Origin of the sequence: Rubrobacter tropicus (genome assembly GCF_011492945.1) — a bacterium.
GTDB lineage: Bacteria > Actinomycetota > Rubrobacteria > Rubrobacterales > Rubrobacteraceae > Rubrobacter_D > Rubrobacter_D tropicus.
On the sequence record NZ_CP045119.1, the window covers coordinates 1,291,429 to 1,316,645 of the forward strand.

Consider the following 25,217-nt stretch of genomic DNA (forward strand, 5'->3'; position numbering starts at 1 on the left):
TGGGGTATGATGCCGCGACAGGCCGAAGGGGAAAGCGCGAAAAGGGCAACGACGAAGAGCGGCAGCCGGTACTGGGAGGTGGACGCCGCCCGTGGTGTGGCCATCCTGATGATGGTCGTCTACCATTTCACCTACGACCTCTACGCCTTCGGCGGGTACGACGTGGACGCCGTCTCCGGCTTCTGGGCGCGCTTCGCCGACTCTACGGCGAGCCTCTTCCTGCTGCTCGTCGGCGTCTCGCTCGCGATCACCGCGGCGAGGGGAGACGGCGGCTTTCGACCGTACCTGCTGAGGGGGCTCAGGATCTTGGTCTACGGGATGTTGCTCACCGCGGTCTTTCTGGTCTTCGGAATGGGGATCGTCGCGTTCGGGATACTGCACCTGATCGGGGTCTCCATAATCCTCGCCTACCCTTTTCTCAAGCTGAAGCTGACGAACCTGGTACTCGGCGTCGCCGTCTTCGCCGTCGGCCTGTACGTGCAGGCCGGGGACCCAACGGGGAGCCCGTGGTTGCTGCCCTTGGGGGTCGTGCCAGAAGGTTGGGCCATGCCGGATTACAGACCCCTATTGCCCTGGTTCGGGGTGGTCCTGATCGGGCTGTTCATCGGCAACGTGGTCTACGGCAAAGGACGGCCCGCCCGTTTCCCGGCCCGATCCCCAGTCGTCGCGAGACCCCTGCTTCCGTTGGGCAGGAACTCCCTCGCGATCTACCTCGTCCACCAGCCCTTGCTGGTCGCCCTGCTCACCGCGCTAGGCGTGGTGGACCTGAACCTTTTCTGACGGCCCCGGGTTTCTTTTTCGGCGCGCGGAGGGTACAGTTAACGGCGCTGCGCTCACGAAAGAGAGGAGAGTCGAGCAGAGAGACTTATTCAGGGAAGCAACGGCCGGTAGGCACGACGGAGTGGTCGGGGCTTGCGGGACGGAGAGAACAAAAACAAGCGCCAGGGCTCCCGTATCTAGTAACGCGGCGGGAGTCGACGAGGGAGACGTTTATCGAGATTTTCGGCGGGTGCGTCTCGGCTTCGGGCGGTCGATAGGGCGGCGACAAAACCCGGCGGCGACGCCGGGAACAAAACGCCGTTCGGCCCGGGCAGGACACTTTTCGTCCTGCTCCTTTCTCTTCGCCTCAACAGGTTTCGTTCGTTAAAAGTGGGAGGTATGCCCGTGTGCGGCATAGTGGGTTACGTTGGCAGGGAGCGGTGCGTGGAGGTGCTCATGCAAGGTCTCTCGCATCTCGAGTATCGGGGTTACGACTCGGCCGGGCTCGCGCTTCAGGGCGAGGGTGGGATAGAGCCGATCCGGGAGGTCGGCAGGCTGGAGAACCTGGGCAGGGCCGTCGCAGCCCGGAATGGGCACCTCTCCAGGATGCGGGCCGGCATCGGGCACACCCGCTGGGCCACGCACGGCCGCCCGAGCGAGCAGAACGCCCACCCCCAGATGGGGGGGCGCGGCACCGTCGCCGTGGTCCACAACGGCATCATCGAGAACTTCGCCGAGCTGAAGGCCGAGCTTCTGGAGAAAGGCGTGCGCTTCGAGTCCGAGACGGACACCGAGGTGATGGCGCACCTGCTCGCGGAGAGGGTCGAGGCGAACCCTAAGGAGACGCTTCGCGCGTCGCTCTCGGCGGTGCTGGGCCGGTTGGAGGGTTCTTTCGCGGTCGCGGCCGTAAGCGTCGCGGAGCCGGGGGTCATCGTGGCGGCCAGGCACCAGAGCCCGCTCGTCGTCGGGCTCGGGGAGGGCGAGAACTTTTTGGCGAGCGCCGTGCAGGCGCTTCTTGGCGAGACGCGGCGGTTCCTCGTGGTCGAGAACGGGGAGGTCGTCGAGATCACGGGCGATTCGGTCGGGATCTTTACGCGGGACGGCGGGCCGGTGGAGCGCGAATCCTTCGAGGTCGACTGGGACGCGGAGGCCGTCGAGCTCGGCGTCTACGAGGACTTCATGATGAAGGAGATCCACGAGCAGCCCGAAGCCCTGCGCGCCACGCTTGCGGGCCGCCTGGACGCAGAGGGCCGCGTGGACCTCTCCGAGACGGGCCTGGATCTCCGGCACGTAAACCGGGTGGTCGTCGTCGCCTGCGGCACGGCGCTTCACGCGGGCCTGCTCGGAAAGGGCCTCATCGAGCGCCTGGCCCGGCTGCCCGTCGAGGTCGCCGTCGCCAGCGAGTACCGCTACGCCGACCCGGTCGGGGACGAGAACACCCTCGTCGTGGCCATAAGCCAGAGCGGGGAGACGACCGACACCCTGGCGGCGGTCGAGGCGGCGCGTTACTTCGGCGGGAAGGTGCTGGCCGTCACCAACACGCGGGGCTCGCTCATCACGCGCGAGGCAGACGCCGTGCTGCTGACGGAGGCGGGGCCGGAGATCTGCGTCGCCTCGACCAAGGCCTTCGCCGCCCAGGTCGCCGCGCTTGATCTGCTCGCCCTGGAGTTGGCCCGCGTCAGGGGGACCGTCTCGGACGACGAGTTGCTCTCCTTGGGCAGGGACCTCAGGCGGGCGCCGGAGAAGGTGGCGGCCGCCCTCGCGTTGCTCGAAGGAAAGACGGAGGCGGCCGTCGAGCTCTTCGAGGACGCGCGGTGCTCGCTGTTCCTCGGGCGCGGGCCCGCGTTCCCGGTCGCGCTCGAAGGCGCCTTGAAGCTGAAGGAGATCTCCTACATCCCCTCCGAAGGCTACGCAGCGGGCGAGATGAAGCACGGCCCCATAGCCCTCGTCGACGAGCAATGCCCGGTCGTCGCGATCCTGGGCGAGGGCGTGCTGCGCGAGAAGACCCTCTCCAACGTCGAGGAGACCGCCGCCCGCGGCGCGAACGTCGTCGCCATCGCCCGCGAAGACGACGCGGCCGCGGACCGGGTGGGCCGGGTGGTGCTCTGTGTCCCCGACGCGCCGGAGATACTGCGGCCCCTCGTCTGGTCCGTGCCGCTGCAACTGCTCGCCCACGACATCGCGACCGACCGCGGCCTCGACGTGGACAAGCCGCGCAACCTGGCCAAGAGCGTCACCGTGGAGTAGTCACCGCACCAGCGGAGAACGGCTAAACTGGCCCGCCCGGCTGGCGGTGGCCGGTGACGGATTGCGAGGGAGGACGGGTGGAGCTCACCGGTAAGGTGGCGTTGGTGACAGGGTCTTCGCGTGGGATCGGGCGCGAGATCTCGCGCGGGCTCGCGGCGAAGGGCACGCGGGTCGCCGTCCACTACCGCGCCGACCGCGAGGCCGCGCGGGAGACGCTCGATTCCCTGGACGGGGGCCCTCACGCGGCCTTCGGGGCCGACCTGGCAGACGCGGGGGCGGCGCGGGGCCTCGTCGAGGGCGTCGAGCGCGAGATGGGCGGGATCGACGTGCTCGTCAACAACGCGGGCATCTTCGAGGCCCACCCCATCCCGGAGGTGGACTACGAAGGTTGGCAGGACGCCTGGGCCCGGACCATCGCAACTAACCTCATCGGCCCGGCGAACCTGTCCTACCTTGCGGCTCGGACCATGATGAGACGCGGCGGCGGGCGCGTGGTGAACGTCTCGTCGCGCGGGGCGTTTCGCGGGGAGCCCGAGACCCCGGCCTACGGGGCTAGCAAGGCCGGCCTGAACGCCATGAGCCAGTCCATGGCTCAGGCGCTGGCGCCCCATGGCGTCTTCTTCTACGTCGTCGCCCCCGGTTTCGTCGAGACCGACATGGCTAACGCCCTGCTGCGCGGCCCCGCGGGCGAGGGGATCCGGTCCCAAAGCCCTTTAGGGCGCGTCGCCACCCCCGGGGAGGTCGCGAAGACGGTCGTGTTTCTGGCCTCCGAAGCCCCGGATTTCATGACCGGCGCCATCGTGGACGTCAACGGGGCATCCTACCTGAGGTCTTGAGAACGCCCGGCGCGGGTGGCCGGGTCTGGATAGACTATTCTCAGCGCGCTTGCGCTCTTCTCGGGGACCACACGGGCTCGTGGCTGAAGACCCGACCGACGTTCGCGGGCTAGCTGGGATGGCTAACCGGGGCGTCATGATCTCCCCCGGCCTCCGCCTGGCCCTCCAGGACCGCCGGTAGTCTCCCCCACAGAAGCCCCGACCACAAACACCTGAAACCTGAAGCCCGAAACCTCTAATTCAGCAAACCACTCTAAGCGCGGCCGGATCGACGCGGAAGGACATCGGCAGTTCCCCCCAGAGCTCGCCGTCGATCTGGACCGGCACGTGGGCGCCGGCCGATCTCGCGCTGACTTCCCCGGCGGTGAAGGACTCCATCTTGTTGTTGAGGGGTCGGCGGAAGATGATGCCCCAGAAGACGTCGGGCCGGAGGAGGGAGCCCACGCGTTCGACGAGCACGGTCTCGAGCCTGCCGCTGGTGAGGAGGCCCGGGCCCGTCACCTTGTAGTCGCCGCCGTAGTAGTGGCCGTTTGCGATTATGGCGAACCGCGCCACGTGGGATCGGTCCCCGGCCGTGATCTCCACGGGCGGGAACCTGTTCATGAAGAGCACCCTGAAGGCCGCCACCTGGAAGGCAAGGCCCCGCAGGTAGCGCTTCTGGCGCGGGGAGACCTCGCCGACGACCTTCGCGTCGAAGCCGATGCCGGCCATGCAGGCGAAGCGCCGCTCCGCCCCGTCCGCGTCGGTGGCCACGCCCAGATCTACCCGCGTCTCCCCGCCGTCCAAAATGCGCCGGCAGGCCCCCTCGACGTCGAGCGGCAGCCCCAACTCCCTGGCCAGCACGTTCGCCGTGCCCAGCGGCAGGATGCCCAGGGTGGCCTGCGGCGAGAGGCCGTTCACCACCTCGTTGACCGTGCCGTCGCCGCCCGCGGCCACCACCAGGCGGTCGCCGGCGGCCGCCGCGAGCTCCGTGGCGTGGTCCGGGCGTTCTGTGTTCAGCACCTCCACGGTGAGGCCCTCGGCGCGCAAAACGTCCGCGTGGCGCTCCAGGAAATCCTGGTCGCCCGCGCGCCCGGAGTTCGGGTTGCCGATGATCACGGTGTCGGGGTTGCTTTTCATCCCGACTACTATAGTCCTTTTACCTTGGGACGATCTGCCGTACCATAGGGCCTATGGATGGATTCGTGGTGCCAGGAGTAGGGGTCGACGTTGTGGACGTCGAGCGGATGCGGTTCGCCCTCGAACGCACGCCCCGGATACGCCAGAGGCTTTTCACGCCCGCCGAGATCGAGTACTGCGAGAAGTTTCGCTTCTTCGACCGCCACTACGCTGGGCGCTGGGCCGCCAAGGAGGCCGTAACCAAAGCTTTGGGCTGCGGCCTGATCCAGTGGAACGGCGTCGAGGTGGTCCGCAAGCCCCGCCAGGCCCCGACCGTCCGCATAACAGGGCGCAAGATCCAACGCTTCGCCGACATGGTCGGTATCCGCGAAGAGGACCTCCACCTCTCCATAACCCACTCCGAGCTCTCCGCCGTCGCCGTCTGCGTCGTGCGCAAGGAGCAGTGAAGCTCTACACCGCCGAGGAGATGTCCCGCGCGGACGGCAGGGCCCAGGACCTCGGCATCCCCGGCGGCGTCCTGATGGAACGCGCGGGCGCCGCCATGGCACAAGTCGCCCTCGAACGCTTCTCCCCGAACCGCGCCCTGATCGTCTGCGGCGGCGGCAACAACGGCGGCGACGGCTTCGTAATCGCCCGCGAGCTGCACCGCGCGGGCGTCGAAGTGGCCGTGCTGGCGACCAAAGACGAATACGGGGGAGATCCCGCGATCAACCTGGAAGCCCTGCGGAACCTTGAAGTCCGTCTCGTCCGGGTGGAAGAGGTCGAGGCGGAGCTGGACCGGGCCGACCTCGTGGTGGACGCCCTGCTCGGGACGGGGTTCTCGGGGGAGGTGCGCGAGAAGGAGGCCGGCATCATCGAGAAGATAAACGGTGCCGGGGTCTCCGTGCTGGCCGTGGACGTGCCTTCCGGGGTGGACGGGGGGACGGGGGAGGTCGCCGGGGCCGCTGTCTTCGCCGACGTCACCGTCTGCGCGCACGCGGCGAAGGTCGGGTGTGTGATCTCCCCCGGCGCCGAGCACGCGGGCGAGACGCTTGTCGTCGAGATCGGCATCCCGCCCGAAGCCGACTCTGAACCTTCTCTGCTGTGGACGGACGGGGCCTCGCTGCGGGGCAGCATCCCACGCACCTCAGCGCCCGCCCACAAGTACTCGGCGGGCGCGTTGATGGTCGTCGCGGGCTCAAGGGCGATGACCGGGGCCGCCGTGATGAGCGTGCGCGGGGCCGAGAGGGCCGGTTGCGGCATAACGTTCCTCGCGACCTCCGCCGGCGCGGCCCCGGCCGTGGACATCGCGCTTACCGAGACCATCGTCTACGGCGTCGAAGAGGGTGAGTTCGGCGGCATGAGCCCCGGGGCGGCGGACGAGATCCTGGGCCGCTCCGAGAGGGCCACGGCGCTCGTGATCGGGCCCGGCATCGGAACCGGAGAGGAAGGACGGCGCCTCGTCGAGGCGATCCTCGCCGGGACGGATCTCCCCGTACTCCTCGACGCGGACGCCGTCACGAGCCTCGCCGGCACGGACGCGCTCGCCCGGCGGGAGGGCCCGACCGTCATAACGCCCCACGCCGGGGAACTCGGACGCCTTCTCGGCTCGGGCGCGAAGGAGGTATCGGCCCGCAGGCTCCACTCGTCGAGGCAGGCCGCCCACGACTACGGCTGCTGCGTCCTGCTCAAGGGCTCTGACACCATCGTCGTAGAGGGCGGGAAGACCTCGGTCAACTCCACGGGGAGCGTCGCGCTCGCGACGGCGGGGACGGGGGACGTCCTCTCCGGCGTGATCGGCGCGCTGCTTTCGCGCGGGATGCAACCCTACGAAGCGGCCCGCGCCGGCGCCTGGATCCACGGGCGGGCCGCGGAGCTCTGGCTGCGAGAGACCGGCTGGCCCGCGGAGAGCATGGTGGCCACGGACCTCTTCGACCACGTGCCGCGGGCTATGGGCGAGCTTCTTTGACCTTCCGGCTGCTCTTCGTCGGGGACGTGGTCGGGCCGTCCGGGTGCGCGGCGGCCCTTGACCTCATCCCCAGGCTGCGCGAGGATCTCGCGCTCGACGCCGTCGTCGCCAACGCCGAGAACTCGGCCTCGACCGGGCGTGGAATCTCCGCCGAGAGCGGCGCCGCCCTGCTCGAAGTCGCGAATTTTCTGACTCTTGGCAACCACGCCTTCGACGCGAAGGGGCACGAAGCGTTCCTGGAGAACGAAGAGAGGGTGATACGGCCGGCCAACTTCGACGGCCATTACCCCGGGCGCGGCTGGGACGCGTTCGAGGCCGGAGGAGTAAGGGTCGGCGTCGTCAACGTGCTCGGGAAGGTCTTTATAGACAGGACGAAGATGTCCGCCTTCGAGGCGGCGGACAGGGCTTTGGAGGACCTGGAGGACCGGGCCGAAGTGATCCTCGTAGATTCGCACGCGGAGGCGACCGGGGAGAAGCAGGCGCTCGGGTATCACCTGGCGGGCAGGGCGCAGGCGGTCCTCGGGACGCACACCCACGTCGCGACGGCCGATGCGCAGGTCCTGCCAGGCGGCACCGCCTACGCCTCAGACGTGGGCATGACCGGCTGCTCGGAGAGCGTCATCGGGTTCGACAGGATCGACTTTCTGGGCCTGTTCGTGCCGAACGGCCGGGAGAGAGGACGGGGCATCCACGTCGAGACCCGCGGGCCCGTGGTCCTCAACGCCGCGCTCGTCGAGTTCGACCCTGGGGCGCGTAGAGCTGTCTGCATCGAGCCCGTGCGGCGGGAGTGGGGTCCGGCCGTCTAGAATAGTGGGCGCAGGCTCGGTTCAGCAGAAGACAGGGGAATGGGATGGATCAGCAGGACATACGCCAGCTAAAGGTATCGGACATCGCGCACGAGGAGTGGCCCACGCTCGGGCCGGAGGAGACGGTGGAGGGGGCCATCAAGGTCTTCGCCGAGTCGGGCATCTCGGGCGTGCCGGTCGTCGAGGGGGACAGGCTCGTCGGCATCGTCACCGAGGGGGATCTCATCTTCCGTGACGCCGACATCAAGTCCCCCGGTTTCCTGGACATCCTGGGCGGCATGATCCCGCTCGGCAACTGGGACGAGTACCGGCGCGAGGCCATGAAGAGCGCCGGCGTGACGGTCGACCAGGTCATGACCAGGAACGTCAAGACGATCTCCCCGAACGCCACCCTCGCCGAGGCGGCGACCATCATGGCCGAGAACAGGGTCAAGATCCTGCCCGTCGCCGAGGAGGACGGCGTCCTCCGCGGCGTCGTCACCCGCATGGACATCCTCACCCTCCACGTCCTGAACCCCCGCCGCTAGCGAAAGCCCTTTGGAGGCCGTCCCCCCAGCAACCCGGAGCCGAACCCGGGCGGAGATAGACCTCGGCGCCGTCCGCCACAACGTCCGCGCCCTGAAAAGCCGCGCGAACGACGCCAGGCTCATGGCCGTCGTCAAAGCGGACGCCTACGGACACGGCGCCGCTCCCGTCGCCCGCGCCGCCGTAGAGGCCGGCGCCGACTCCCTGGCCGTCGTCACCGCCGAAGAGGGCGCGGAGCTGCGCCGGGCAGGCTTGAAGGCCCCGATCCTGGTCTTCACGGACCTCCTGCCGGATAAGCTCCTCCTCGCCCGCCAACACCGCCTCGCCGTGACGGCCCACTCCGTCGAGAGCGCGAAACGCGTCTCCTCCGTGCCCGACCTGAGAGCCCACCTCAAGGTAAACACGGGCATGAACCGCTGGGGCGTCGAGCCCGCGGAGGTGGGGGAGGCCCGCGGCATCCTCGGCGGCCAACTCGCCGGCATCTACACGCACTTCGCCTCCGCCGACTCCGACGCGGAGACGACCAGGCTGCAGACGGAACGCTTCGGCGCCGTCCTCGCCGACCAACCTTTAGGCGGCCTGCTCGTCCACGCGGCGAACTCCGCGGCGCTGCTTTGGCACCCGGCATCTCACTACGGCTGCGTCAGGCCAGGCATCGCCGTCTACGGGCTGCACCCGGCGGGCGACAAAGGAGACCCTGCCGAAGAGGACCTGCGCCCGGCCATGTCCTTGAAGAGCTACGTCGCCGGCGTGCGGCGGCTCTCGCCGGGGGAAGGCGTGTCCTACGGGCTGACTTTTCGGGCCGGGGAGGCGACGTTTGCCGCGATCGTGCCGGTCGGGTACGCGGAGGGGTATCGGCGGTCGCTCTCGGGTGCCGCTTACGCCCTGATCCGGGGCGCGCGGAGGCCGCTTCTCGGGCGGGTTACCATGGACGCCTGCATCTTCGGGGTGGATGGTGGGGTGGAGGTTGGGGACGAGGTCGCGCTCGTCGGGGAGCAGGGCGCAGAAAAAGTGTCGGCCGAGGAGCTCGGGCGGCTCGGTGGCACGATAAACTACGAGATCACGACCGGGATCAACCCCCGGCGCGTCGAGAGGAGCTACACGGATGTTCGAGGGTCTTAACTGGAAGGCCGCCGCCCGCCGGTCGGCCATAGTAATCGGTATCTACATCGCCCTGTTCTACTTCTTGAGCGTCGCCTTCCCGAAGACCTTCGGCCTGGGCGACAGCGGTCAGGTGACGAGCCTCCTCATAAACGCCGTCATCTTCTTCTTCGTCTTCACGTTCGTCTACGCCTTCGTCGAGCGCAACAAGCAGCGCCGCATGGAACAACTCAAAAAGAAGCAGTCGGACAAGCCCGGCCGCCCGGAAGGTGAGTCGGAAGCCCCGAGCGCGCTGAGGGGCCGGCCGAACCCCAACACGAGCCGCCGCAAGACGCGCCGCAAGCGCTAGGGCTTTGCGCACGCGAGAGGCCCTCTTCGACGCGCTCGAACCGCCGGTGGACCCGGACGAGCTCCTGGACCGGGTCCCCGAGCTCTCCCTGGCCCGCGGCCTGGAGGGTAGCCCTTACCACCACCTCGACACGCTCGACCACGTCCTCGAGGTGATCCGGCGCGTGGAGCAGGAACTCGAAGAGAACCGCCTCGGCGCCCTCGTCCCCGAAGACGGCCTGGACGGACTTCGCCTCGCCGCCCTCCTGCACGACGTCGCCAAGCCCGTGACCCGGGGCGAGCTCGAAGGCCGCGTCCTCTTCGTCGCCCACGACTCTCTGGGCGCGGCCCTCGTACGGCGGATCTGCCGGCGCCTGGACCTCCCCGCCCGCGAGACCGATCTCGCGGCGACCCTTACGGCCTTGCACCTCAAGATCGGCTTCATGCAAAACGGCCGGACCGACACGCCCCCCGACCGCCTCGCCCGCGCCGCAGGCATCTTCGGCGAAGAACTCGCCGTCCTGAGCCTCGCCGACCGCCTCGCGGCCCAGGGCCCGCGCCTCAAACCCGAACACATAGACCGCCACGTAACCCTCTGCGCCGACTTTCTCGAAGCCAGCCGCGACCTCGGCCCGTACCCCGAACCGGACTACCAGGCCCTCGCGACGAACATCCCCACGGGCGCCGACGCCGGCTACGCCGCGAGCCAGGCCCGTCTCTTCGCGGCCCGCGGCCTCGACCCGGCGTCCGCGATCAGGGCCGCACTCTCGCACGTCGCGTCGCTGTTGTGAAAAGCTGGTCAGCACTTCAGCCAGTCAGCACTCCAGCTAATGCTTTTGGCTGACAGGCTGAGAGCGAGGCCTGCTCGTAGCAGGCCGATGCGTGCTGAAAGCGGAGGCGCAAGCCGGAGCGTGCTGACAAGCTGGTAAAGCCAGCGTGCTGTAAAATCCCGTTACTAGAATGAGGGTTTCGTTTGGGATCGAGGGAGGTAATTTCTTGCGTTTCAAGAGGGCGAAGAGGGACCGTTGGTTGCTCGGCGTGTGTGGCGGGCTGGCCCGGTCTCAGGGGTGGAACCCGAACGTGGTGCGGCTGGTGACGGCCGTGCTCGCGATCGCGATCCCGGGTTTCAGCCTCATCCCGGTGCTCATCATCTACATCATCCTCGGCGCCGTTTTGCCGGAGAGCGACGAGTTCTAGGGCTTGGAGTTCGCCGAGGCCCAGAAGGAGGCTTTGGGCTGCACGAAGTGCGGCCTTTGCCAGTCGAGGACGCAGGTCGTTTTCGGGGAGGGGCCGCTGAACGCGGGCCTCTTCGTCGTCGGCGAGGCGCCCGGCTTCAACGAGGACGCGCAGGGGAAGCCTTTCGTCGGCGCCTCGGGGATGCTTCTGGACCGGCTGCTCGACTCGGTCGGCGTCGGCCGCGACAGGGCCTACCTGACCACGCTCGTCAAGTGCCGGCCGCCGGGGGCTTTCCCCAGGCCTCCGAAGCCGTCCGAGGTGAGCTCCTGCCGGCCCTACCTCCTCTCCCAGCTCGCCGCCGTCGACCCGCTCGTGGTGGTGGCGATGGGGGATTTGGCGAGCCGGGTTCTCACCGGGAGAAAGGAGTCCGCCGCCCGCATCCGGGGCCGGGCAATACCGCTCGACGGCCGCTACGTCTTCCCGACCCTCTCGCTCGCGCGGGCGCTCTACACACCGGCCGACCGGGCGCTCCTGCTGTCGGACTTCTCCCGCCTGCCGGAGCTCCTCGCGGCCGAGCGCCCCTCCACCTACGAAACCCTCAACGTCACCCGCTCCGAGGAACCCGAACCCCTACAGCCGGGGCTCTGGTAGGAACGAAAGATCCCGCCCTGAAGTTCGCCGGCCTCGACGAGGCCGCGCTCGCGGACCTCGCAGCCCGCGTAGCCGCCGTGCTCGCCCCCGGCGACGTCGTGGTCCTCTCCGGGGAGGTGGGGGCGGGCAAGACCACCTTCGTCAGGGCCGCCGCCCGCACTTTAGGCGTCGGGGAGCGGGTAACGAGCCCGACCTACCAGTTCGCCCGCGGTTACGAGGCAGAAGTTCGCGGACGCCCGCTCACCGTCAACCACCTGGACCTCTACAGGCTAGAAGGCATCGAGGCGCCGGACGTCCTGGAGATAGACGACTACCTCGGGGAGGACGCCGTCACGTTCATAGAGTGGGCAGAGCCCGCGCTCGGCGTGCTGAAGCGGCCGACCGTCGTCGAGCTCGACCACGAGACCCCTGGGACCCGCCGCGTAACCGTTACGGGTCCGGTCGCGGGGCGCCTGTGCTGATCCTGGCGCTCGACGCCTCGACCCCCGTTACGACGGTCGCCCTCGCCAGGGCAGAAGCCGGGGCTGACGCCGAGACGGACGACCGGGAGGTTCTGGTCGAGATCTCCGTCTCGGCCGGCGGGCCCTCGGGCGGCGCCTCAGAAGCCCTGCTAACGGCCGTCCACGCCGCGCTCGGTTTCGCCGGCGAGGACCTCTCCTCGGTCGGGCGCGTGCTCTGCGGGGTCGGCCCGGGCACCTTCACCGGCATCCGCATAGCGGCCGCCACCGCCCGCGCCCTCTCTTTCGGCACGGGCGCGGCCCTCGCCGGGAACTCGACCCTGGACGCCCTCGCGGCGCCCGCGCTCTCGTGCAGCGGTGACGTCCTGGCGGTCATAGATGCGAAGAGGGGCGAGATCTTCGTCAGGCGGTTCTCGGCGGACGGTCCGACTACCGGCATCGGTTGCGTGAGGCCCGAAGAGCTTTCCGTAGAAGGGTCTCCGCTCATCGTTGGGGATGGGGCTGTCCGTTACAGGGGGGCACTCGAAGGGCTCGGTTCCATTCCCCCGGATGGGTCGCCGCTGCACAGGGTCTCGGCGATCGGGCACGTGATCTCGGCCGACCTCACCCCGGTCGCAGCCCCAGACCTCGTGCCCATCTACGTCCGCGAGCCCGACGCCGAGGTCCGCCGGGACCTGAACCCGTGGGGCCGTTCGTGAGGGAGCCCGAGAAGGAGCCGTTCCTGCGCCGGATGAGGCTTTCGGATCTCGGGGCCGCCATGGAGGTGGACAGGCGCTCGTTGCCGAAGCCGTGGAGCGAGAGGATCTGGCGCGACGAGCTCGACAGCCCCTTCGGCCTCTACCTCGTCCTGGAGCAAGACGGACGCGTGATCGGGCAGATAGGCGTCCGGAGCGTGCTCGACGAGTTGCACATCACCACCATCGCCGTCCTGCCCGAGCACCGCCGCCGCGGCCACGCCCGGGCCCTGATCGGGGCGGCCCTCGCGGCCTACCCCGACGCCCGCTTCGTCCACCTGGAGGTCAGGCCGACAAACCGGACGGCCCGCGCCCTCTACGCCTCGCTCGGCTTCAGGGAGACCGGGCGCAGGCCCCGCTACTACGGGGACGAGGACGCCTTGCTCATGACCCTCGACCTTTCGGAGGGTCCTTTCGGGGGGTGAACCCGCGCTGCCGCGCCCGCTCGCGGCGGGCCTCCTTGCGCCGGCGCAACTCATCCGGCGGGTCGAAGGGTTTGAGCAGGAGCAGCGCGGGGGCAGCGCAGGCCAGGAACGAGACGAAGAGGCCGCCCGCGATCAGGGGGTCGACGGGCCCCCGGAACACGTAGATCGAGAACATCACCAGCATTACCAGCGAGATCAGGGCAAAAAGGAGCGCGTAGGTCCGCATGGAACGAGTATAGCGCCCAGGCCCGCCCGTCCGGGCAAGGGCCTTCACACCGCGGCGCTACAGAAATAAAGAAGCCTCCCGGCGTGTTGTGCAAGCGGAGGGGGAATCCCTGCTTCGCCGGGGGGCTTCTTCCGCATTATGGCGCCGAGGCGTTAAGGCAGGGTGACGGTCGTGTATCGATTTTGTTGCGGCGCTGAATTTCTCGGGAACCTGAGCCCAAGAAGACCGAAGTACCGGGTGCTATAACCCCTCCCATGATCCTCGCCATAGAGACCTCCTGCGACGACACCTGCGCCGCTGTAATACGGCCCGACGGCCGCAAAGCCCTCTCGAACGTGGTCCACACCCAGACCGAGCACGCCCGCTACGGCGGCGTCGTCCCCGAGGTCGCATCGCGTGCCCACCTCGAACGGCTGGACGGGGTGATCGAAAAAGCGCTCGCTGACGCCGGCACGGACCTCGAAGGAATTACCGGCGTCGCCGTGACGGTGAGGCCCGGTCTCATAGGGGCGCTCCTGGTCGGCGTCGCGGCCGCGAAGGGGATCGCCTACGCCCGCCGGCTGCCGCTCGTCCCCGTCAACCACCTGGAGGGCCACGTCGCGGCGGCCTACCTCGCGCAGCCCGACCTGGAACCCCCGTTCGTGGCCCTGATCGCCTCCGGCGGGCACACCGCCCTCTACTCCGTGAACGGCGAGGGCATGAGCCTCCTGGGTGAAACGCTGGACGACGCGGCGGGGGAAGCGCTGGACAAGGGGGCCAGGATGCTCGGCCTCGGCTTCCCCGGTGGGCCTGAGATCTCACGCGCCGCCGCAAACGGCGACCCGGCCCGCCACGAGTTTCCCGTGGGACTCAGGGACAAGAACAACCTCGACTTCAGCTTCTCGGGTCTCAAGACGAGCCTCCTCTACAAGCTCAAAGCCCTGGACGAGGATGGGGCGCGCGAGGAGCTGCCGCACCTGGCCGCCGGCTACGAGCACGCCGTGGTCGAAGCCCTCTCCCGCAAGCTCCTGCGCGCCGCCGAAGCCGGAGACGCGCAGACGGTCGTGGTCGCGGGGGGCGTCGCGGCAAACGGGCTCTTGCGCCGCACCCTGGAAGAAGAGTGCGGACGGCGCGGCCTCAGGCTCGTGATCCCGCCCCCCGGGTTGTGTACGGATAACGCCGCCATGATCGGGGCCGCGGCCCCGCTCTCGCGCGCCGTCCCCTTCCCCGAATACCTGACGCTAAATGCCCGGAGCGTGTAGGGGCGGGCTTCAAACCCGCCCCTACGTCCTTGACGGGTGGGGGACTATCTGTGAGAGTGGTCGCGTCTGTTGGAGCGCCGGGAAAGGGGTGATGGGTGCCGCGGTTCGGCTGGATGAGGCTCGCGTACTTGTTCCTGATCCTGACGATCCTCGTGGCCCTGGCCCGGTTCGGAGACCCCGACGCCGAGGCCCGCTCCCTGTCCGCGCGTACGCCCGACGCCCCGAAAGCCCCAACGGTACAGGAGAATCCCGAGGCCCCGCGGTTGACGGAGGAAGTAGTCTCGTCCCTGGAAGACATACGCGGGAGCACGGGGCGGCCGAACGTGGGCCCGGATATCACCGAGCCTCGCCTGCCAGCGGCCCGGATCCCGCACGGGTCAGAACCGTCGGCTAGAGACGAGCAGAAGCCGGAGGTCGAAGAAACGCAGGCCTCCGCGACCGAACCGCCCGTCTTCTACCGTCCTTCGGTCCCGGACGCCGGACCCGATTCCGGACCCGTCTGCGGGAACGTCGGTGGGGCCCCGAAGGACGGCAGGATCGTGTTCCCCCTGGAGAAGCGTTTCTACTACTCCTACGACGACACCTGGGGGGCGCCGCGCGCGCAGGGCGGACACGAGGGGACGGACCTGATGACCCCGCCGGGCGTGCCCGAGTACGCCATCACCGACGGCACCGTGGTCCCGGTCGCCGGGTCCGACGCGGACGGATGGAACACCCTCGGCGGCCACACGGTGATGGTCCGGGCCGACTACTCGATAGGCCCGATCCGTCAGGGCGACCTCTTCTATTACGCCCACCTGGAGCGGGAGAGCGCGCTACCCATCGGCGCCAGGGTCCAGGCCGGCCAGGTCGTCGGCTACGCGGGCGACACGGGACAGGGCCCGCCCGTGACCCGTGGCCTCTTCCCGCCCCACCTGCACCTCGGCTGGTACGACGGGACCGGCGACCGGCAAGAAGCCGACTCCGGCGCCATGAACCCGTACCCGCTCCTCGAATGGATCAAGTCCAACGGCGGCGCCGTCACCGGCGACTCCGACGCCCGCTTCTGCGAGGCCCCGAGCCCCACCCCGCCCCCCCCCTCGAACCCGGGCATCAGCCCCGACCTGGACACCGGCTCGAACGACCCGAAGCCGAGCCCGGCCCAAAAAGATGCCCGCCAAGAGAACCCGAAACCCGCCGCCAAGCCCGACCGCCAGAACCGTCCCGAAAAACAGCCCCGCAAAGATCCCACAACCGCCCCCGCAAAACCCCAGCACACAAACCGACCGGACGACACCAAGCCCACCAAGCCCGATCAACCCAAGCCGAACCCCGTAAAACCCGAACCCCCCACCCAGCCAGGGCCGTCGCACGAACAATACGCCGCCGCGGGAGCAACCCTCAAACCGCACCCGTAGGGGCGGGTTTCAAACCCGCCCGCGAACCCAAGACCCGCCCCAACACAACCCCCCGCCACCAGGAACCGTCCGCCGGAGCCTACCGTGAACCGAAAACCCTCTCGCGCTCTTCGCCGGTAAGCACCGTGCTCCGGGCGCATTCCATGCAGGTCGCTTGCAGGTTTTTGGGGTGGTCCTTGAGGTAGACGAAGACAAGCTTCTTCGGGACCCGGTAGAGGATGTGCCGGGTTTCGGTGCCGCAGCGGTCGCAGGGGCGTTGCTCGCGGCCTAGCTCTGTCGGGATCCTGCTGAGGCCCGGTATCCTGTCTGTTCGGAAGACGCCCACGGTTTGAATTGTACCCCGGCCAAGACTATACTTTCGCCGCTGGCACTCGTAGGACGAGAGTGCCAAACGCGGGAAAGCGATCGCGTGTTGCGTAGTCTAGCAGAGGAGGCAGCAGTGGCGCATAAGGAGCTAAGGTTCAATACCGAGGCGCGTCGGGCGCTGGAGGCGGGCGTCAACAAGCTCGCCGAGGCGGTCAAGATCACGCTCGGGCCGAAGGGTCAGTACGTGGTGCTCGACAAGAAGTTCGGCTCGCCGACCATCACCAACGACGGCGTAACGATCGCCAGGGAGATCGAGCTCGAGGACATCTTCGAGAACCAGGGCGCCCAGCTCGTCAAGGAAGTCGCCACCAAGACCAACGACGTCGCGGGCGACGGGACGACCACGGCCACCGTGCTCGCCCAGACCATCGTGCGCGAGGGCCTCAAGAACGTCGCCGCCGGCGCCAACCCGGTCATCCTCCGGGCGGGCATCGACAAGGCCGTAGCCGTCGCCGTCGAGGCCGTCAAGAACCAGTCGCAGGAGATCTCGGGTCGCGATGAGATCTCGCGGGTCGGCGCGATTTCCGCCCGCTCGGACGAGATCGGCAACGTCATAGCCGACGCCATAGACAAGGTCGGCAAGGACGGCGTCGTGAACGTCGAGGAGGGCCAGACCTTCGGGATGGACCTCGAGTTCACCGAGGGTATGCAGTTCGACAAGGGCTACCTCTCCCCGTACTTCGTCACCGACCAGGAGCGCATGGAGGCCGTCCTCGACGACCCCTACGTCCTGATCGCCAACCAGAAGATCGGCAACGTCCAGGACGTGCTGCCGGTCCTCAACCAGGTGATGCAGTCCAACCGCCCGCTCCTCATAGTCTCCGAGGACGTCGAGGGCGAGGCTTTGGCCACCCTCATCGTCAACAAGCTGCGCGGCACCTTCAACGCGGCCGCGGTCAAGGCCCCCGGCTTCGGTGATCGGCGCAAGAGGATGCTCGAGGACATCGCCATCCTTACCGGTGGCGAGGTCATCACCGAGGAGCTCGGCCTCAAGCTCGAGAACACCCAGCTCAACCAGCTCGGCAGCGCGAGGCGCGTCGTCATCACCAAGGACAACACGGTCATCGTGGACGGCGCCGGTGACGTGGAGGCCATCAAGGGCCGCATCAACCAGATCCGCTCGGAGATAGAGTCCACCGACTCTGACTTCGACCGCGAGAAGCTGCAGGAGCGTCTGGCGAAGCTGGCCGGCGGTGTCGCCGTCATCAAGGTCGGCGCGGCCACCGAGACGGAGCTCAAGGAGCGCAAGCACCGCGTCGAGGACGCCCTGTCCGCGACCCGGGCCGCCCTGGAAGAGGGCATCGTTCCCGGCGGTGGCGTGGCGCTGCTCAAGGCGCAGTCCCCGGTCGGCGACCTCGTGGAGCAGCTCGACGGCGACGAGAGGACCGGTGCCCGCATCGTGCATCGCGCCCTCGAGGAGCCGATCCGTCAGATCGCCTTCAACGCCGGCGCCGACGGCTCTATCGTCGTCGACAAGGTCCGCAACCAGGCCGACTCCCAGGGCTTCAACGCCCTGACCGGCGAGTACGAGGACCTGGTCCAGGCCGGCGTCATCGATCCTGCCATGGTCACCAGGAGCGCGTTGCAGAACGCCGCCTCCATCGGTTCGCTCATCGTCACCACCAACGTGGTCGTCGCCGAGCCCGAGGAGGACGCGCCCGCCATGCCCGCAGGCGGCATGGGCGGCATGATGTAAGGTTCCCAAACGGGAACACTTTCAGCGGCGCCCCTCCGGGGGCGCCGCTTTTTCGTTGCTCTTCTCCGCCGACCGGATCGCGTTTGGTTCCGGACTCGTCGTTGTCTTGGGCCGGTTCTTATTCGCCGTGCTGGGCTTCGTGCCCTAGAACGATTGTTGTCCGTTTCTGGCATTCACTGGTTGTTACTGTCCAGGATGCGCAAGCCTTCGGGCCTTGCACCAGATCACACGCGGCCACCTTGCGACAGCTTCGGGCTCGATCCCTTGCCGGCCTTATCGTTGCCGTTTGTGGGGTAATACTTCGCTTCCCACGCTGCACTTACCTTTCGGGGACGGTCTCTTAGGACTCTCCACTTCCCGCCGGCGTTCATCTGGGCTCTGCCGGGAATCGTTGTCCTCTACTGGGCCCCGAGGAATGTGCCCCTCTACCCGTTCTTGTTGCTCGCCCCCTGATCCTACGGAACTCTCAGAGGTCTCAGGCGGGTTACGCGGCGTAACCATCCGAGTTTCGCCGGGGTCTCAAAGGGTATATATTGGCGCTAGGCCGGTTACCGGGCGAGGGAGAAAGGGGAGAGAGATAGGCAGGGGACTTGGCATCATGGTGGTTGTTCTGGTCGTAGTTCTGCTGATCGTGCTCGGTTTGCCGTTCATCGTAGGGTAGGATTTTTCCGAACAGGGAGGTGAGGACATGCGGGGCGGGCTTATACCGATACTTGTGGTGATTATTCTGGTGATCGTGGCCATACTGCTACTGTCGCGCCTTCTCTAATACCGGCTCACTGATCCGAGTAGGTATTTAGGGGAGGTATCTTGGGCGGCAACAACCTGGTAACCATTATCGTGGTCGTCATAATCGTGGTGGTGATACTGGGCCTTCTGGGGTTCATACCGCTGTTCTGAGTGCCCGGCCCGCTGCTTGACCGCCGCGCCGGTCGCGGTGTAGCATAAGCTGGATTTGCAGCGGTTGACGGAAAAGTTTATCGAGGCCCACGGGGAACCTGCCCCGTGGGCCTCGTCTTGCTTGCCTTCGAAGAGCGGAAAGGAGCCCTGTTTTCCTTATGGATATTGAGATAGGACGCGGAAAGACGGCCCGCCGGGCGTACGGACTCGATGAGATCGCCATAGTGCCGAGCCGGAGGACCCGCGACCCCGAAGACATAGACATCTCCTGGTCTTTGGGGGACCTGCGCCTGGACCTGCCGTGCCTGGCCTCGGCGCTCGACGCGGCCGTGGACCCTGCGACGGCAGGCATGATCGGGGACCTCGGCGGCCTCGCCGTCCTCAACCTCGAAGGCCTCCAGACGCGCTACGAGGACCCGGGCCCGGTCTTCGAGGAGATAGCGAGCCTGCCGGAGCACAAGGCCACCCGCGTCATGCAGGAGCTCTACACCGAGCCCATCAAGGAAGAGCTGATCTTCCGCCGCGTCCAGGAGATAAAGGACCGCGGCGTCATAGCCGCCGCATCCCTGACCCCCCAGCGGGTCGAGCGCTACCACCGGGCGGCCATAGAAGCCGGGCTGGACGTGCTGGTCATTCAGGGCACCGTCGTCTCCGCCGAGCACGTCTCCCGCACGGTCGAGCCCCTGAATCTCATGGAGTTCGTGCCGGCCTTGAACGTGCCCGTGATAGTGGGCGGGTGCGCGAGCTACTCGACGGCGCTGCACCTCATGCGGACCGGGGCCGTGGGCGTGCTCGTCGGGGTCGGCCCCGGCAGGATCTGCACGACCCGGGGCGTCATAGGGGTCGGGGTGCCGCAGGCGACCGCCGTCTCGGACGCCGCCGCAGCACGGATGCGCCACTACCTGGAGACCGGCGAGTACGTCAACGTCATAGCCGACGGCGGGATGCGGACCGGGGGAGAGATCGCCAAGGCCATAACCTGCGGCGCCGACGCCGTCATGCTCGGCAGCGCTTTTGCGAAAGCGGAAGAGGCGCCGGGCCGGGGTTACTCCTGGGGGATGGCGACGTTCCATCCCACGCTGCCGCGCGGGACGCGCATCCAGACCAAGATCACGGGCACCATAGAGGAGATCCTGGTGGGACCCGCCCGCGAGAACGACGGGACCCTCAACCTCATGGGCGCCCTCAAGATGAGCATGGCGACCACCGGCTACCAGAACATAAAGGAGTTCCAGAAGGCCGAGGTGATGTTCGCGCCCTCGCTCGCGACGGAGGGAAAGGCCGAGCAGTCCGCCCAGCGCGTCGGGATGGGCAAGTAAGCGGTGATCCTGGTCCTCGACTTCGGCGGTCAGTACTCCCAACTCATAGCCAGGCGGGTCCGCGAGTGCCGCGTCTTCTCCGAGATGATCCCGTACGACACGCCGGTAGAGGAGATCAGACGCCGCAACCCCGAGGGCATCATCCTCTCCGGCGGCCCGAACTCCGTCTACGGCGAGGGCGCCCCGCGCGTGGAAGATGACCTCTTCGACCTCGACGTTCCCATGCTCGGCATCTGCTACGGGATGCAGCACATGGCGCTCTCTTTGGGCGGGGAGGTTGGCGCCGTCCAGATCCGGGAGTACGGCCGCTCCGACCTCTTGGTCAAGGACCACGAGGGTCTCTTCGCCGGCACCCCGGACGGCCAGAAGGCCTGGACGAGCCACGGTGACGCGGTCCTCGCCGCGCCGGAAGGTTTCACCGTAACGGCGGAGACGCCCTCCGTGCCGATCATCGCCTTTGAAGAGCCGGAACGGGGACGCTTCGGCGTCCAGTTCCATCCCGAGGTCCGCCACACGGAATACGGGATGGAGATCCTCAAGAACTTCCTCTTCGAGGCGTGCGGCTGCAAGCCCGACTGGACGCCGGTCAACATCATCACCGACGCCGTCGAGAGGATCAGGGCCCAGGTCGGCGAGCGGAAGGTCATCTGCGGCCTCTCCGGCGGGGTAGATTCTTCCACCGCCGCGATGCTCGTCCACAGGGCTATCGGGGACAACCTGACGTGCGTCTTCGTCGACCACGGGTTACTGCGCCAGAACGAGGCCGAGCAGGTGATCGAGGCGTTCGGGGAGAACTCGGAGGTTCCGCTCATCCACGTGGACTCCAAGGGGCGTTTCCTGGACAAGCTCGCCGGGGTCACGGACCCCGAGGCGAAGCGCAAGATCATCGGCGAGGAGTTTATCCGCACCTTCGAAGAGGAGGCCAGGGGGATAGAGGACGCCACCTTCCTCGTCCAGGGCACCCTATATAGCGACGTCATAGAGAGCGGTACCCGGGACGCGGCGAAGATAAAGAGCCACCACAACGTCGGAGGTCTGCCCGAGGTCATGGACCTCGACCTCGTCGAACCCTTACGGAACCTGTTCAAAGACGAGGTCCGCGTGGTCGCGGCGGAGCTCGGGATGCCCGAGCGGCTCGTGTGGCGCCAGCCGTTCCCCGGGCCCGGGCTCGCGATCCGGGTAATAGGCGACGTCACGGCGGAGAGGTTGGAGATACTGCGCCGGGCCGACGCCGTGCTGCAGGAGGAGATCCGGGCCGCGGGCCTCTACCGCGACCTCTGGCAGAGCTTCGCCGTCCTCCCCGCCATCCACTCCGTGGGCGTCATGGGCGACGCCCGAACCTACGCCTACCCCGTGGTCATAAGGGCCGTGACCTCGGACGACGCCATGACCGCCGACTGGGCCCGCCTCCCCTACGACCTGCTCGAAAAGATAAGCAACCGCATCATCAACGAGGTCCCGGGCGTGAACCGCGTCGCCCTGGACATCACGAGCAAGCCGCCAGGCACCATCGAGTGGGAGTGAAGCGTGCCAGCATCTCAGCAGGTCAGCATCTCAGCAGGTCAGCATCTCAGCAGGTCAGCATCTCAGCAGGTCAGCCTTTTGACGGGGTTTCGTAGCCGAGCTCGATGAGGCTACCGGGGTAGTCCTATCGGACGTTTCTTGGGCCAAAAAGAGGGGTGGGGCGTGGCCTGTTTGCTGACCGGCTGACCGGCTGAAATGCCGACGAGCCATTTAACTTCGATTTAGCGTGGAGTTTACATAACTGCAACTAAATGCCTGTCCCGATCCCATATCATCCTGCCTTGAACGTCGAAGGACAGTCTTCAGTAGTCGGAGTCCAAGGAGGATACGGGTTGAGTAGGATCTTGCGCGCGAGGTTCGTTGTAGTGGCGGCTCTGGTGCTGGCCTTGTCGCTCGTCGTGGCCGCTTGCGGTGGCGGTGGCGGCGGAGGTCAGGGTGGAGGCGGCGGTGGCGGTGAGGAGGTCTCCGGCGAGATCTCCATCCAGGGATCGAGCACGGTGCAACCGATAACCCAGGCTGCGGCGGAGTTGTTCCGGGAGCAGAACCCGGAAGCGCGCATCCAGGTCGGCGGCGCGGGCACCAGCGACGGCTTCGAGGCCTTCTGCCAGGGCGACACCGAGATCTCCGACGCATCCAGGCCCATAGACGTGGCCGAGGAGGTCCCGGTGTGCGAGGAGAACGGGGTGGAGTTCATCGAGATCCCGGTCGCCTTCGACGGCATCTCCGTGGTGGTCAACTCCGAGAACGATTTCGCGACGGACGTCACTGCCGAGCAGCTCAAGACGCTGTGGGAGCCCGCCGCCGAGGGGCAGGTCACGCGGTGGAGTCAGGTCAACCCCGAGTGGCCCGACCAGGAGATCAGCCTCTACGGCCCCGGCACGGAGTCCGGCACCTACGAGTTCTTCAACGAGGCCATCATCCAGAACGAGGAGGAGACGAGCCGGCTCTCCGACGTCGAGACCAGCGAGGATGACAACGTGCTCGTCCAGGGCGTCTCTGGCGACCAGAACGCGCTCGGCTACTTCGGCTACTCCTACTACGAGAACAACAGGGACAGCCTCAAGGCGCTGTCCATCGACGGGGTTTCGCCCAGCGCGGATACCATCCGCTCCGGCGAGTACCTGCTCTCCCGTCCCCTGTTCATCTACGTAAGCACGCAGGCGCTGGAGAACAACGACGCGGTCCAGCCGTTCGTGGACTTCTATCTCGCGGAAGGGAACCTGAACAGGCTCGTGGAGGCCGCGAAGTACGTGACCCTCCCCGACAGCCTGGCGCAGGAGTCGCGGGCCCAGTACGAGGACCGTACCACCGGCACCGTGTTCACCGAGGAGGGCGAGCCCAAGGGCGGCGACCTGCAGGCGGCGCTCGAGCAGGCGCAGTAACGTTTTGCCGGTGGGCCGGAGGTTGCTAAAATAGGGACTATCGACGGGGGCCGGTGGCAAGCCGGCCCCTCGTCCTACGTATTTTGTTCGGGCTCTACCGGCACTTGCCGGGCAGATAAAGGAAACGTTGGAGGGATCGAGATTGGCCGTCGAGGCGCGAGGAGCGAGGTCCAGGGAGGGCGACTGGCGGCGTAACAGCCGCGCCCGGGAGGTCAGAGAGCGGGTGGTAAAGGTGCTGCTCACGGCCTGCGCCTACCTGTCGATCTTCACCACGGTCGGGATCGTCATCGTCCTCTTCGAAGAGACCGTCCGGTTCTTTCTCGACGTCTCCGTCTGGGAGTTCTTGACCTCCACGCGGTGGGTGCCCTCCAGGGGCGAGTTCGGCGTCTTGCCGCTCGTGTACGGCACGCTGATGGCCACCTTTATCGCCATAGCCGTCGCGCTACCGATCGGGCTGCTCACGGCAATCTACCTGAGCGAGTACGCCCCGAACTCCCTGCGGCGGTGGCTCAAGCCGGCGCTCGAGATCCTCGCCGGCGTTCCCACCGTGGTCTACGGTTACTTTGCCCTAACTTTCATCACGCCGTTTTTCAAGGACAGCCTGTTCCCCGGCATGGACACGTTCAACGCGCTCGCCCCCGGCCTCATCATGGGCGTCATGATCATCCCGACGGTGGCCTCGGTCAGCGAGGACGCCATCTACGCCGTGCCGCGCAGCTTGCGGGAGGGCGCCTACGCGCTCGGCGCCACCAGGCGCGAGACGGCCACCAAGATCGTCATACCCGCGGCGCTCTCGGGGATAGTGGCGGCGGTGATCCTCGGGGTCTCGCGGGCCATCGGGGAGACCATGATCGTGACCATCGCGATGGGCGCCCAGGCGAACTGGCTCGGGAGCCCCCTGGAGGGCATGCAGGCGATGACGGCGTACATCGTGCAGGTGGTGGGCGGCGAGACGCCGCGCGGGTCGGTGGCCTTCAAGTCCATCTTCGCGGTAGGGTCGGCGTTGTTCCTCATGACCCTGGCCCTCAACCTCATCAGCTACTGGTTTGTCCGGCGATTCAGGGAGATCTACTAATGGCCCAGGGAAGCAGACGGGCGGAAGGATCGAAAGAGGGGACCGGAGGGCCGCACTTCAAGGCCAACATGGCCGCCCGATACGGCTTTGACCGGGTCTTCACCGTGGTGGTGACCGTGGCGGCGCTGTTGGGCATCGCCGTGCTGGCGGTGCTGCTGGTGGACGTGGTCAGGGACGGCTCCGGCATGCTGAGCCCGGGCTTCCTGACGAGCTTCCCGTCCCAGATCTTCCCGGAGAACGGCGGGATCTACCCGGCGCTCGTCGGCTCGCTGTGGCTCCTCGGCCTGACGTTTTTGATAAGCGTGCCGCTCGGGCTCGGGGCGGCGGTGTACCTCGAGGAGTACGCCGAGGATACGCGCATCAACCGCATGATCGAGATCAATATATCGAACCTGGCCGGGGTGCCGTCTGTGATCTACGGGCTGCTGGGGCTGGGCATCTTCGTGCAGTTGCTGGCGCCGGTAACCGGTGGGGCGAGCGTCCTCTCGGGCGCGCTCACGTTGAGCTTGTTGATCCTGCCGGTGATCATCGTCGCCACCAGGGAGGCCCTGCGGGCCATCCCGCGCGCCATACGGGAGGGCGGCTACGCGCTCGGGGCCACCAGGTGGGAGGTGATCCGGAGCCACCTGCTGCCGATGGCGTTGCCCGGAGCGCTGACGGGCATCATCCTGGCGCTCTCGCGGGCCATAGGGGAGGCCGCCCCGATCCTGGTCGTCGGCGTGGCCCTCTACCAGACCTACGCCACCGCCGGCCCACTCGACGGCTACATGGCGCTTCCCACGCAGATTTACGACTGGATCAGCCGCCCGCAGCAGGTCTTTCAGGATTCGGCCGCGGCCGGGATAGTGGTGATCATGGTGGTGCTACTCGTCGCGAACTCCGCGGCTATAGTGCTGCGTAACAGGTACCAGAGGCGTAGTTGATGGGATGCCCACGCGCGAAGGAAAGGTGTTAGCCTAGTGGAGTTTCAGAAGACCAG

General features: G+C 67.5%; 27 protein-coding genes. 24 read left to right on the plus strand and 3 right to left on the minus strand.

The window, feature by feature from the left end:
• Positions 1-6: 6 nt before the first annotated feature.
• The 3 genes from GBA63_RS06280 (at position 7) to GBA63_RS06290 (ending at position 3,842) form a co-directional block, all read left to right on the plus strand.
• A complete protein-coding gene (locus GBA63_RS06280; RefSeq protein WP_207957099.1) occupies positions 7-780 on the plus strand; it encodes a heparan-alpha-glucosaminide N-acetyltransferase in 774 nt (257 codons plus the stop codon).
• A gap of 384 nt (positions 781-1,164) precedes the next feature.
• Positions 1,165-3,006 (plus strand): glutamine--fructose-6-phosphate transaminase (isomerizing), encoded by a 1,842-nt coding sequence (gene glmS, locus GBA63_RS06285; RefSeq protein ID WP_166174484.1) that lies wholly within the window; start codon positions 1,165-1,167, stop codon positions 3,004-3,006.
• Between the two features lie 77 nt (positions 3,007-3,083).
• The gene (locus GBA63_RS06290; RefSeq protein ID WP_166174486.1) at positions 3,084-3,842 is read left to right on the plus strand and encodes an SDR family NAD(P)-dependent oxidoreductase; all 759 of its coding nucleotides are present in this window, start codon (positions 3,084-3,086) and stop codon (positions 3,840-3,842) included.
• 240 nt (positions 3,843-4,082) lie between these two features.
• Here GBA63_RS06290 and GBA63_RS06295 read toward each other — a convergent pair whose 3' ends face one another.
• Complete coding sequence (locus GBA63_RS06295) at positions 4,083-4,961, minus strand: diacylglycerol/lipid kinase family protein (protein WP_166174488.1); 879 nt, start codon at positions 4,959-4,961, stop codon at positions 4,083-4,085.
• Between the two features lie 53 nt (positions 4,962-5,014).
• On the opposite strand from GBA63_RS06295, the gene acpS reads away from it, so the two are divergent.
• The 12 genes from acpS (at position 5,015) to rimI (ending at position 13,112) form a co-directional block, all read left to right on the plus strand.
• Positions 5,015-5,407 (plus strand): holo-ACP synthase, encoded by a 393-nt coding sequence (acpS, locus tag GBA63_RS06300; RefSeq protein ID WP_166174490.1) that lies wholly within the window; start codon positions 5,015-5,017, stop codon positions 5,405-5,407.
• The gene (locus GBA63_RS06305) at positions 5,404-6,909 is read left to right on the plus strand and encodes an NAD(P)H-hydrate dehydratase (protein ID WP_166174492.1); all 1,506 of its coding nucleotides are present in this window, start codon (positions 5,404-5,406) and stop codon (positions 6,907-6,909) included. The genes acpS and GBA63_RS06305 overlap by 4 nt, the downstream gene beginning before the upstream one ends.
• Positions 6,906-7,715: a TIGR00282 family metallophosphoesterase gene (locus GBA63_RS06310; RefSeq protein WP_166174493.1), complete on the plus strand. Its 810-nt coding sequence runs from the start codon at positions 6,906-6,908 to the stop codon at positions 7,713-7,715. The genes GBA63_RS06305 and GBA63_RS06310 overlap by 4 nt, the downstream gene beginning before the upstream one ends.
• 44 nt (positions 7,716-7,759) lie before the next feature.
• Positions 7,760-8,242, plus strand: a complete 483-nt coding sequence (locus GBA63_RS06315; protein ID WP_166174495.1) for a CBS domain-containing protein — start codon at positions 7,760-7,762, stop codon at positions 8,240-8,242.
• A 10-nt stretch (positions 8,243-8,252) separates the two neighbouring features.
• The gene (gene alr / locus GBA63_RS06320) at positions 8,253-9,362 is read left to right on the plus strand and encodes an alanine racemase (RefSeq protein WP_166174497.1); all 1,110 of its coding nucleotides are present in this window, start codon (positions 8,253-8,255) and stop codon (positions 9,360-9,362) included.
• A complete protein-coding gene (locus GBA63_RS06325) occupies positions 9,346-9,690 on the plus strand; it encodes a hypothetical protein (RefSeq protein ID WP_166174499.1) in 345 nt (114 codons plus the stop codon). The genes alr and GBA63_RS06325 overlap by 17 nt, the downstream gene beginning before the upstream one ends.
• 4 nt (positions 9,691-9,694) lie before the next feature.
• Positions 9,695-10,459 carry an HD domain-containing protein gene (locus GBA63_RS06330; RefSeq protein ID WP_166174500.1) on the plus strand — a complete coding sequence of 255 codons (765 nt, stop codon included), beginning with the start codon at positions 9,695-9,697 and terminating at the stop codon, positions 10,457-10,459.
• A gap of 205 nt (positions 10,460-10,664) precedes the next feature.
• Positions 10,665-10,865, plus strand: a complete 201-nt coding sequence (locus GBA63_RS06335) for a PspC domain-containing protein (protein WP_228282333.1) — start codon at positions 10,665-10,667, stop codon at positions 10,863-10,865.
• A 3-nt stretch (positions 10,866-10,868) separates the two neighbouring features.
• On the plus strand, positions 10,869-11,495 hold the full coding sequence (locus tag GBA63_RS06340) for a uracil-DNA glycosylase (RefSeq protein ID WP_166174504.1): 627 nt from the start codon (positions 10,869-10,871) through the stop codon (positions 11,493-11,495).
• A 17-nt stretch (positions 11,496-11,512) separates the two neighbouring features.
• Positions 11,513-11,956: a tRNA (adenosine(37)-N6)-threonylcarbamoyltransferase complex ATPase subunit type 1 TsaE gene (gene tsaE / locus GBA63_RS06345; protein ID WP_228282486.1), complete on the plus strand. Its 444-nt coding sequence runs from the start codon at positions 11,513-11,515 to the stop codon at positions 11,954-11,956.
• Positions 11,950-12,651, plus strand: a complete 702-nt coding sequence (gene tsaB / locus GBA63_RS06350) for a tRNA (adenosine(37)-N6)-threonylcarbamoyltransferase complex dimerization subunit type 1 TsaB (protein ID WP_166174506.1) — start codon at positions 11,950-11,952, stop codon at positions 12,649-12,651. Before tsaE ends, tsaB begins: the two co-directional genes overlap by 7 nt.
• Complete coding sequence (gene rimI / locus GBA63_RS06355; RefSeq protein WP_207957101.1) at positions 12,648-13,112, plus strand: ribosomal protein S18-alanine N-acetyltransferase; 465 nt, start codon at positions 12,648-12,650, stop codon at positions 13,110-13,112. The genes tsaB and rimI overlap by 4 nt, the downstream gene beginning before the upstream one ends.
• Here the strand turns inward: rimI and GBA63_RS06360 are convergent.
• Positions 13,072-13,338, minus strand: a complete 267-nt coding sequence (locus GBA63_RS06360; protein ID WP_166174510.1) for a hypothetical protein — start codon at positions 13,336-13,338, stop codon at positions 13,072-13,074. The genes rimI and GBA63_RS06360 overlap by 41 nt on opposite strands.
• A gap of 254 nt (positions 13,339-13,592) precedes the next feature.
• Between GBA63_RS06360 and tsaD the strand changes: the two genes are divergently transcribed.
• Positions 13,593-14,579, plus strand: a complete 987-nt coding sequence (tsaD, locus tag GBA63_RS06365) for a tRNA (adenosine(37)-N6)-threonylcarbamoyltransferase complex transferase subunit TsaD (RefSeq protein WP_166174512.1) — start codon at positions 13,593-13,595, stop codon at positions 14,577-14,579.
• 95 nt (positions 14,580-14,674) lie between these two features.
• A complete protein-coding gene (locus tag GBA63_RS06370) occupies positions 14,675-15,976 on the plus strand; it encodes a M23 family metallopeptidase (protein ID WP_166174514.1) in 1,302 nt (433 codons plus the stop codon).
• Positions 15,977-16,055: 79 nt separating this feature from the next.
• Here GBA63_RS06370 and GBA63_RS06375 read toward each other — a convergent pair whose 3' ends face one another.
• Entirely contained in the window at positions 16,056-16,301 is a 246-nt protein-coding gene (locus GBA63_RS06375; RefSeq protein WP_166174515.1) for a hypothetical protein, read from the minus strand.
• Between the two features lie 114 nt (positions 16,302-16,415).
• Between GBA63_RS06375 and groL the strand changes: the two genes are divergently transcribed.
• The 7 genes from groL to pstA all read left to right on the plus strand — a co-directional run bounded on the left by groL (position 16,416) and on the right by pstA (position 25,161).
• Positions 16,416-18,038: a chaperonin GroEL gene (gene groL, locus GBA63_RS06380; protein WP_166174517.1), complete on the plus strand. Its 1,623-nt coding sequence runs from the start codon at positions 16,416-16,418 to the stop codon at positions 18,036-18,038.
• A gap of 166 nt (positions 18,039-18,204) precedes the next feature.
• A complete protein-coding gene (locus GBA63_RS24285; protein WP_166179872.1) occupies positions 18,205-18,699 on the plus strand; it encodes a DUF2752 domain-containing protein in 495 nt (164 codons plus the stop codon).
• Positions 18,700-19,096: 397 nt separating this feature from the next.
• Positions 19,097-20,257 carry a GuaB3 family IMP dehydrogenase-related protein gene (locus GBA63_RS06390; RefSeq protein WP_166174519.1) on the plus strand — a complete coding sequence of 387 codons (1,161 nt, stop codon included), beginning with the start codon at positions 19,097-19,099 and terminating at the stop codon, positions 20,255-20,257.
• Positions 20,258-20,260: 3 nt separating this feature from the next.
• The gene (gene guaA / locus GBA63_RS06395) at positions 20,261-21,781 is read left to right on the plus strand and encodes a glutamine-hydrolyzing GMP synthase (RefSeq protein ID WP_166174521.1); all 1,521 of its coding nucleotides are present in this window, start codon (positions 20,261-20,263) and stop codon (positions 21,779-21,781) included.
• 332 nt (positions 21,782-22,113) lie between these two features.
• Positions 22,114-23,163, plus strand: a complete 1,050-nt coding sequence (locus GBA63_RS06400; protein ID WP_207957102.1) for a PstS family phosphate ABC transporter substrate-binding protein — start codon at positions 22,114-22,116, stop codon at positions 23,161-23,163.
• 127 nt (positions 23,164-23,290) lie between these two features.
• Positions 23,291-24,238 (plus strand): phosphate ABC transporter permease subunit PstC, encoded by a 948-nt coding sequence (gene pstC, locus GBA63_RS06405; protein WP_207957103.1) that lies wholly within the window; start codon positions 23,291-23,293, stop codon positions 24,236-24,238.
• Positions 24,238-25,161, plus strand: a complete 924-nt coding sequence (gene pstA, locus GBA63_RS06410) for a phosphate ABC transporter permease PstA (protein ID WP_166174522.1) — start codon at positions 24,238-24,240, stop codon at positions 25,159-25,161. Before pstC ends, pstA begins: the two co-directional genes overlap by 1 nt.
• Positions 25,162-25,217 lie beyond the last annotated feature (56 nt).

Excerpts from the sequence above, each read along its gene's own strand:
- GBA63_RS06280 (WP_207957099.1), top strand. The coding sequence starts at position 7 with ATGATGCCGCGACAGGCCGAAGGGGAAAGCGCGAAAAGGGCAACGACG.
- GBA63_RS06295 (WP_166174488.1), bottom strand. The coding sequence starts at position 4,961 with ATGAAAAGCAACCCCGACACCGTGATCATCGGCAACCCGAACTCCGGG.
- acpS (WP_166174490.1), top strand. The coding sequence starts at position 5,015 with ATGGATGGATTCGTGGTGCCAGGAGTAGGGGTCGACGTTGTGGACGTC.
- GBA63_RS06315 (WP_166174495.1), top strand. The coding sequence starts at position 7,760 with ATGGATCAGCAGGACATACGCCAGCTAAAGGTATCGGACATCGCGCAC.
- GBA63_RS06325 (WP_166174499.1), top strand. The coding sequence starts at position 9,346 with ATGTTCGAGGGTCTTAACTGGAAGGCCGCCGCCCGCCGGTCGGCCATA.
- GBA63_RS06360 (WP_166174510.1), bottom strand. The coding sequence starts at position 13,338 with ATGCGGACCTACGCGCTCCTTTTTGCCCTGATCTCGCTGGTAATGCTG.
- tsaD (WP_166174512.1), top strand. The coding sequence starts at position 13,593 with ATGATCCTCGCCATAGAGACCTCCTGCGACGACACCTGCGCCGCTGTA.
- GBA63_RS06390 (WP_166174519.1), top strand. The coding sequence starts at position 19,097 with ATGGATATTGAGATAGGACGCGGAAAGACGGCCCGCCGGGCGTACGGA.
- pstA (WP_166174522.1), top strand. The coding sequence starts at position 24,238 with ATGGCCCAGGGAAGCAGACGGGCGGAAGGATCGAAAGAGGGGACCGGA.